Origin of the sequence: Deinococcus misasensis DSM 22328 (assembly GCF_000745915.1) — a bacterium.
GTDB classification, from domain to species: Bacteria; Deinococcota; Deinococci; order Deinococcales; family Deinococcaceae; genus Deinococcus_C; species Deinococcus_C misasensis.
This window is the reverse complement of sequence record NZ_JQKG01000090.1, coordinates 1-7255: the sequence shown is the minus strand read 5'-3', so window position 1 is coordinate 7255 and position 7255 is coordinate 1. Positions and strand designations below refer to the sequence as shown.

Here is a 7255-nt window from a genome sequence, read left to right as displayed (position 1 = left end):
GTTTTCCCCACAGGCGTGGGGATGAACCGCCAAAGATCCCTGTGAGGCTCTGGCTCATGCTGTTTTCCCCACAGGCGTGGGGATGAACCGATGCCCTTGTAGGCGTGATAGAAGGCGTTTGCGTTTTCCTCACAGGCGTGGGGATGAACCGTACTGACTGAGTCCGGTTCTTTCTTCCAAGATGTTTTCCCCACAGGCGTGGGGATGAACCGTCCAAACGGCAAACGCTGGAGAGTGACCATCAAGTTTTCCCCACAGGCGTGGGGATGAACCGCCGCCATGCTGAAGCTGGGCGGGCGTCTGGTAGTTTTCCCCACAGGCGTGGGGATGAACCGTGTTGTACTGGATGCCTTTACCTCCTGTCCCTGTTTTCCCCACAGGCGTGGGGATGAACCGTTTCAGAAAAGCTTACCGCATCGGTCGAGCACGTTTTCCCCACAGGCGTGGGGATGAACCGTGGTACTACACAGCGATCACGCGGGCAAAAGAGTTTTCCCCACAGGCGTGGGGATGAACCGTCAAATCTGGCGTGCTGCTGGCATACTGATCGGTTTTCCCCACAGGCGTGGGGATGAACCGATTCATGCTGCACCCCCATTGCTTGCAGGAAGGTTTTCCCCACAGGCGTGGGGATGAACCGCCCTTTTTCAGCTTCCAGCTCTTCGGGAAGCCGTTTTCCCCACAGGCGTGGGGATGAACCGAGGAAACAAACATGCTGTACACCGTTATCAACGTTTTCCCCACAGGCGTGGGGATGAACCGCGTCCCGTCTCGTGCGGTCCAGTTTGTTCAACCGTTTTCCCCACAGGCGTGGGGATGAACCGCAGGCTGCGGGCCTGCTGGTCACAATTGCTGCGTTTTCCCCACAGGCGTGGGGATGAACCGCGTCCCGTCTCGTGCGGTCCAGTTTGTTCAACCGTTTTCCCCACAGGCGTGGGGATGAACCGCAGGCTGCGGGCCTGCTGGTCACAATTGCTGCGTTTTCCCCACAGGCGTGGGGATGAACCGTGGCGGAACCCCCAGCCAACCCAGCACCGTCAGTTTTCCCCACAGGCGTGGGGATGAACCGAGATTGTTCCCAACCCGTGGAATCCGCACAACGTTTTCCCCACAGGCGTGGGGATGAACCGCCCTTTCGGCTTTCCGTTGCGCGATCACATCCGTTTTCCCCACAGGCGTGGGGATGAACCGTTTGGGGTGATCTCGGCAACAAAAAACCCCACGTTTTCCCCACAGGCGTGGGGATGAACCGTACACCAGCATTTACGGTGATGCAAACTGTGAGTTTTCCCCACAGGCGTGGGGATGAACCGGGGTCATGACTTTCCTGAAGCCCAGCAACATCGTTTTCCCCACAGGCGTGGGGATGAACCGGTCACACAGCAAATTAAACTGAATCCAGAAATGTTTTCCCCACAGGCGTGGGGATGAACCGGTCACACAGCAAATTAAACTGAATCCAGAAATGTTTTCCCCACAGGCGTGGGGATGAACCGGAGTATTCTCAGGTAGAATAATCACCAGAGTTGTTTTCCCCACAGGCGTGGGGATGAACCGTGGACCCGAGTCTGTTCATGTCTCTCTGGTTTGTTTTCCCCACAGGCGTGAGGATTCCTCCAACGCAAAGGCACCCGTTCCACCACACGCAGACTGATTCTGCTCTCGGGAAGGGAAAGACGGTTGATTGCGAATTGGAACCACTCGCTGTCCAAGCAGTTGCTGCATCGTTTCCCCCAGTCTTTGATCGGGCTTGAGGATTTGACCCATATCAGAGAGCGTACAGAAGGGAGAAGCCATCCCAAAGCCACCCAGCAGGTGAAAGCATCCAAGCGTTGCCGGAGCCAATGGAGCTTTGCGGAATTGCAGGCCTTTTTGAGTTACAAAGCGCCCCTGATGGGTTGTATGACCACCAGAGTCCATGCCCATCACACGTCTCAGTGTTGCCCGAAATGCGGTCATTGTTCGAAAGGGAACAGGCCGAATGCGGGACTGATGATGATGTGTGAAGTGTGTGGGTTTCAATTGCATGCAGACCTCGCAGCAGCCAGAAACATCAACTTGAGAACGTTGCTTGTCTGGCAAGACTGGATGGGTACGGGTGCGTTGTCAGTGCGCCCTGATGTGTCGTACCGGGAAGTCAAAGCCGTTTATACGGAACTGAGATGGAGTACAGACACAAGCCTGCCACTTTAGTTGCGGGTGATTGACTACTGATCATGGTTGTGTGACCGCAACCTACTTTCAGGGTGAGAACTTCGCAGATGTGCTTTGTACTTTTGGTAGACCGGATTCGGGATTTTGTCAATGACCACTATGGTGAAGTTCTGCAGCATGTGCAGGGATTCCTGCCCGTTGGCAATGACATGGGAAATGTCGTTTATTACTACACAGAAAAATGGGAGCCTCACGGGGTTTACATTTCGGATATCACTCCAATGCAGGATTTTAGAAGGTACATCGGTCCAGACCTTCAAAGCCTCTTGTTCGATGAAGTCAGCGTCCACCGGCTCATCAAAGGTTTCAGCCCCTGACCTCCTACCTTTCTAGTTCTTAGCGTCAGGCACTGCCTGTGTAAGTCCAGCCCAAAACCCAAACCCAGAACCCCGAATCCGCCAGTGCGCCCCGGTTTGGGGTTTTCGTTTCTTGCCCCTCACGGAGGGAGACCAGCAGGAGCACGAAGCATGCCCAAAACATGCGAAAAGCACAGTGCATCGATACCATCTGATGCCCGCGTGCTTTTGGTTGAGCAGGTCTTTCCTGGCTTTCACTGTGCAAAGGCCAGCAGGGTGACTTCTTTGGTTTTGTGGTCCAACACAAAGAAGCTGTACATGTTGTAGTAGGGGCACGGAAAGAGCCAGTCCCGGGTCAAGAAGGACTCATACTTGGATTTTTCATCATAGAAACCCAGGGGAAAATACACAGGAGTCCCTGGGGCCAGAATGTCCAGCATGGCTTGAGCCACATTCGCTCACTGCAGAGCTTGAAGATCGCCCTGTCCCAGGATTCTCTGCACACCAGTCATAAGAGGATGCGGGGCGCTTTGGAAAAGGGGAGACTTGGATGGGATTTCTTGAGACAGTTGCTTGGTAAGCGGAGCCTCTGCACCCCGCTCGATGCACAGGCAATCCAGCTCAGGGAACCGGTTTCCAGTTCAGCACAAAGACTTCCTGTTCATCCCGCTCAATCGTCCCGGGCCTGGCTTCCCGAACGGCCTTGACACTCTGGGCAGGTTCAAAGCCATGGAGTTCCTGCAGCAAGATGGCCGCCAGCAACCCGGTGCGCCCCAGTCCACCCAGACAGTGAATGGTGAAGGTGGCCCCTTGCTGGTAAAGCTCCTTTAACTGTTGCACAAACTCCCGGAAAGCTGGGACATCGTCAGGAATGCTGCCATCCACAATCGGGAAATGCAGGTGGTGCAGTCCGTGCTGGCGGGTTTCTGCTGAAAGATCTGGAATGTGCCACTGCCGGAGTTCGAAGTCTTCCATCAGGGTGATCAGGTGGGTGGTGCCATACACATCACGCAAACGGGTCAGGTCCTGTCCAAGGTCGCGGTTGTGCACGATGCCAGACCATGCCCCGTTGCCTTTCTTGCCGGGAGCAAAAGTCATGTGAATCCGGGTGCCTGGAACATGGGGTGCGAGGATGGGTGGAATGGTCGCTGTCATGGGAACCTCCCTTGGATGCTGCTTTTTCTCATGATTGACTTTACAAACATGTGTTTGATGAGAAAAGCCAAATCATTTTGTTCCTTTGCTTTCTCCATAAATTTGGTCACCCGAGAATGAAATGCCCTGTGGAGCAGGGATTGATTCAACAGAGCGGATCACCATTGGGTGCTGGCCTGTTCGGACACCAGCTACATTCTGTGTGAAGCAGAATGAAGTAGACTGAATGGGATGCAAGGTGATGTCCTCCTCCAAGCCCGGTCGATTCTGCAACGCGTCTGGGGATACGACCAATTCCGAGGAATTCAGGAAGAGATTGTCCGCACTGTTGCCCAGGGCCAGCATGCCCTCGTCCTGATGCCTACTGGTGGCGGGAAGAGCCTGTGTTACCAGCTTCCCAGTCTGCTGCGGCCCGGCGTCGGCATCGTCATCTCCCCGCTGATCGCCCTGATGAAAGATCAGGTCGACACCCTGCGGCAACTCGGGGTTCAGGCTGCTTACCTGAACTCCACACTTTCCCCTTCGGCTTCCCGAGCGGTCGAACAGGCCCTCCAGAGGGGGCAACTGGACCTCCTCTACATTGCCCCGGAACGCTTGCTCCTCCCACGCACACTGGAATTGCTGCACTCAGCAGAGATCGCGCTTTTTGCCGTGGATGAAGCGCACTGCGTTTCGCAATGGGGGCATGACTTCCGTCCGGAGTACCAGCAGCTTCATGTCTTGGAAAAGCAGTTCCCGCAGGTGCCTCGCCTTGCACTGACCGCCACAGCCGATGAGCGGACCCGCGCGGACATCCGTCAGGTCCTCAGCCTGCAAGGTGCCCCCGAGTTCCTTTCGAGCTTCGACCGTCCCAACATCACCTACCGTGTGGCGACCAAAGAACGCCCCCGGCAACAGCTGCTGGACTTCATCCAGAGTGAACACCCCGGTGACGCGGGTGTGGTCTATTGCCTCTCCAGACGTTCCGTCGAAGAAACCGCACTGTGGCTGCAGGAACAGGGCCTTGAGGTGGTGGCCTATCACGCCGGACTGTCGCAGGCGGAGCGGAGCCTTGCGCAAGAGCGGTTCCTGAACGAGGAAGGCATCATCGTGGTGGCCACCGTGGCCTTCGGCATGGGGATCGACAAACCGAACGTGCGGTTCGTGGCGCACCTCGACTTGCCAAAAAGTCTGGAAGGGTACTACCAGGAGACCGGCCGGGCTGGACGCGACGGCCTGCCCAGCACGGCGTGGATGGTCTATGGGCTGCAGGACGTCGTGAACGTGCGTCGGATGCTCCAGGAAAGTGACGCCCCAGAAGAGGTCAAGCGCGTGGAAGCCAGCAAACTCACGGCGCTCCTGACGTATTGCGAGACGGCGCAGTGTCGCCGTCAGATCCTCCTGGGGTACTTTGGCGAAACATACACAGGGCCGTGTGGGAATTGCGACGTGTGCCTGAATCCGCCCACGGTCCGGGACATGACCAGAGAAGCGCAAATGGCCCTGTCGGCAGCGGTTCGCACCGGGAACCGCTATGGGGCTGCGTACCTGATCGACATTCTGCTCGGGAAGGAGAATGACAAAAACAGCTGGCACCGGACGCTGCCGACGTATGGAATTGGGAAGGAGCATGATGCCAAGGTGTGGGGCAGTGTGATCCGGCAACTCGTGAGTCTGGGGTACCTGACGGCCGGACCGTTTCAGGGGCTGATGACCACACCACAGGCGAAAATGCTCCTGACGGGTGCACAGCGGTTGTTGCTCAGGGAGGACACGCTGCAGCCGCGCACGAGCAAGCGGACTCGGGAGAAAGTGCAGGCAACCCGCGCGGTGGTGGCAGCGGAGGACAAACCGCTGTTCGAAGCGTTGCGGAACTGGCGGGCTGAGCGGGCAGCAGGGTTGAAGGTGCCGCCCTACGTGATTTTCAGTGACGCGACCTTAAAGGCGATTGCTGAATTGCGACCAGACAGCTTGCAGGGTCTGGGGAAAGTCAGTGGGATTGGGGAGCGGCGACTCGCAGACTACGGAGAGGAAGTCTTGCGGATCGTGGGAAGTGGGACCCATGAGGGACCGTCCCGACCTCGGGGGACGGTGCAGGCGCACGAGCTGGGTCTTGGGCCAGCCCGTGCAGTGCTCCCAGAACCACGCCACTTGCAGGCCCAGAGTGGACCAAATGAGCCATCTCCTGAGTCCTTGCAAAGTTCGGTCGAAAGGTCTGCCTATCCGGTGGAGGTGCCCACTCCAGCGAGGATGGACCATGTTCAGGCTGATGGTGTGGTCGTCTCAGGTGGAGCCGAAGAAGCACCCCCTGAGGGAGTGGTTTCCGTGGCGTTGGGGGACTTGCGTCGGGCACTGGCTCGGGAAACGGGCCATGCAGCGTACATGGTGTTCCCGAATGCCACGTTGACCGCACTGGCAGCGCGCCTTCCCCGAACGATGTCCGCATTGGAGGGCATCCCAGGGCTGGGTCCCCGGCGCATCGAACAGTATGGCGAACGGATTCTGGAGGCCATCACAACCGCACTTGGCACTTCCACACCCATTCAGAAGGCGGCCTCTGAGGAAAGAAGGCCCTCAGCGACAGTGGAAGTTCAGGACCTGCCGGGTCTTCTCGAACGGATTGCCAGAGACCTCCGCAGTGGCCGCGTTCAGGTTACCCCTTTCCTGCCAGAGCGTGTTCTGCAGGAGTTGTCCGCAGCAGACGCTGAATTTTCTGGGTGGCACGTTCAGGAACAGGAGGGTGTCATAACGCTCGTTCTTCGGGTGAGGCAGCAGGAATAGGGGGAATTGGTGCAAGCCTCTTGCGCGCTTTTGATACCACTGGCTTACTCGGGGGTTTTTTAGTCTAGGCTCTCTAGAGCGTGCCATGAAGGTCATGCAAAAAAGGGCCTGAGTTTGTTTGAAAGCAGAATGGCAAAGGCCACAAAGTGAAACCCCACCAAGGTCGAACTCAGGCGCTCCAGATCCCTGCCCAGTCGTCTGAACCGAGATAACCACCCAAAAGACCTTTCCACCACCCACCGTCTTGGCAGCAAAATAAAACCTTTCTTGGCTTCATGGTGTTTCACCACGATCAGTTCTACACCCTGTTCAGCTGCTTGCTGGGCAGGTTTTTTTCCGCTGTACCCTTGATCCACAAACGCCACTTCCACATTCACTCCGGTCAGGTGTTGAACCTCTTTGCACAACTGGCCCACTTGAGCACGGTCCTGTTCGTTCGCTGGGGTCGCCAGAACCGTCAGGAGATCTCCCAGAGTATCGACCACCAAGTGAATCTTGGTGCCTTTCTTTTTCTTGGCTCCGTCATAGCCTGCCCGAGATCCACTTTCGGGGGTGCTTTGTAAGGTTCTTGAATCGATGATCACTGCGGTGGGTTGCGCATTTTTCTTCTGCTGCACTCGGGTCACGATCCTGAGGTCGTGCACCATGTCTTCAAAGCAGTGGTGATCAAACCATCTCTGGGCTTGTTGGCGCACGATCTCTGCTGGGGGGAAGTCGTTGGGGAGGTATTCCCAGCGGTCAGGCCCCATTCTGGGTGCCGTTCTGACCAAGACAGGGTGCCCCACTTCTGACCATCCAGAACAGGGCATTGAGGACATCTCGGATGGGGT

General features: G+C 56.9%; 5 protein-coding genes, 1 pseudogene and 1 CRISPR repeat array. Of the genes and pseudogenes, 2 read left to right on the top strand and 4 right to left on the bottom strand.

Annotated elements, in window-relative coordinates; translation table 11 throughout:
* A CRISPR array of direct repeats spans positions 1 to 1557; the repeat unit is 29 nt; unit sequence GTTTTCCCCACAGGCGTGGGGATGAACCG.
* A 258-nt stretch (positions 1558 to 1815) separates the two neighbouring features.
* Positions 1816 to 2193, top strand: coding sequence for a zinc ribbon domain-containing protein (locus Q371_RS28250; protein ID WP_425388047.1), 378 nt, complete (start codon positions 1816 to 1818; stop codon positions 2191 to 2193).
* Positions 2194 to 2764: 571 nt separating this feature from the next.
* Here Q371_RS28250 and Q371_RS23080 read toward each other — a convergent pair.
* The 3 genes from Q371_RS23080 to Q371_RS27630 form a co-directional block, all read right to left on the bottom strand.
* A complete protein-coding gene (locus tag Q371_RS23080; protein ID WP_034345337.1) occupies positions 2765 to 2950 on the bottom strand; it encodes a hypothetical protein in 186 nt (61 codons plus the stop codon).
* 181 nt (positions 2951 to 3131) lie between these two features.
* A complete protein-coding gene (locus tag Q371_RS23075; protein ID WP_034345334.1) occupies positions 3132 to 3665 on the bottom strand; it encodes a phosphatase domain-containing protein in 534 nt (177 codons plus the stop codon).
* Positions 3666 to 3737: 72 nt separating this feature from the next.
* A complete protein-coding gene (locus Q371_RS27630) occupies positions 3738 to 4010 on the bottom strand; it encodes a hypothetical protein (protein ID WP_169743914.1) in 273 nt (90 codons plus the stop codon).
* Between Q371_RS27630 and recQ the strand changes: the two genes are divergently transcribed.
* Positions 3897 to 6425, top strand: coding sequence for a DNA helicase RecQ (gene recQ, locus Q371_RS23070; RefSeq protein ID WP_034345326.1), 2529 nt, complete (start codon positions 3897 to 3899; stop codon positions 6423 to 6425). The genes Q371_RS27630 and recQ overlap by 114 nt on opposite strands.
* Before the next feature lie 92 nt (positions 6426 to 6517).
* On the opposite strand, the pseudogene Q371_RS23065 reads toward recQ, so the two are convergent.
* Positions 6518 to 7255: pseudogene (locus tag Q371_RS23065) on the bottom strand (IS5 family transposase); the annotation flags it as partial.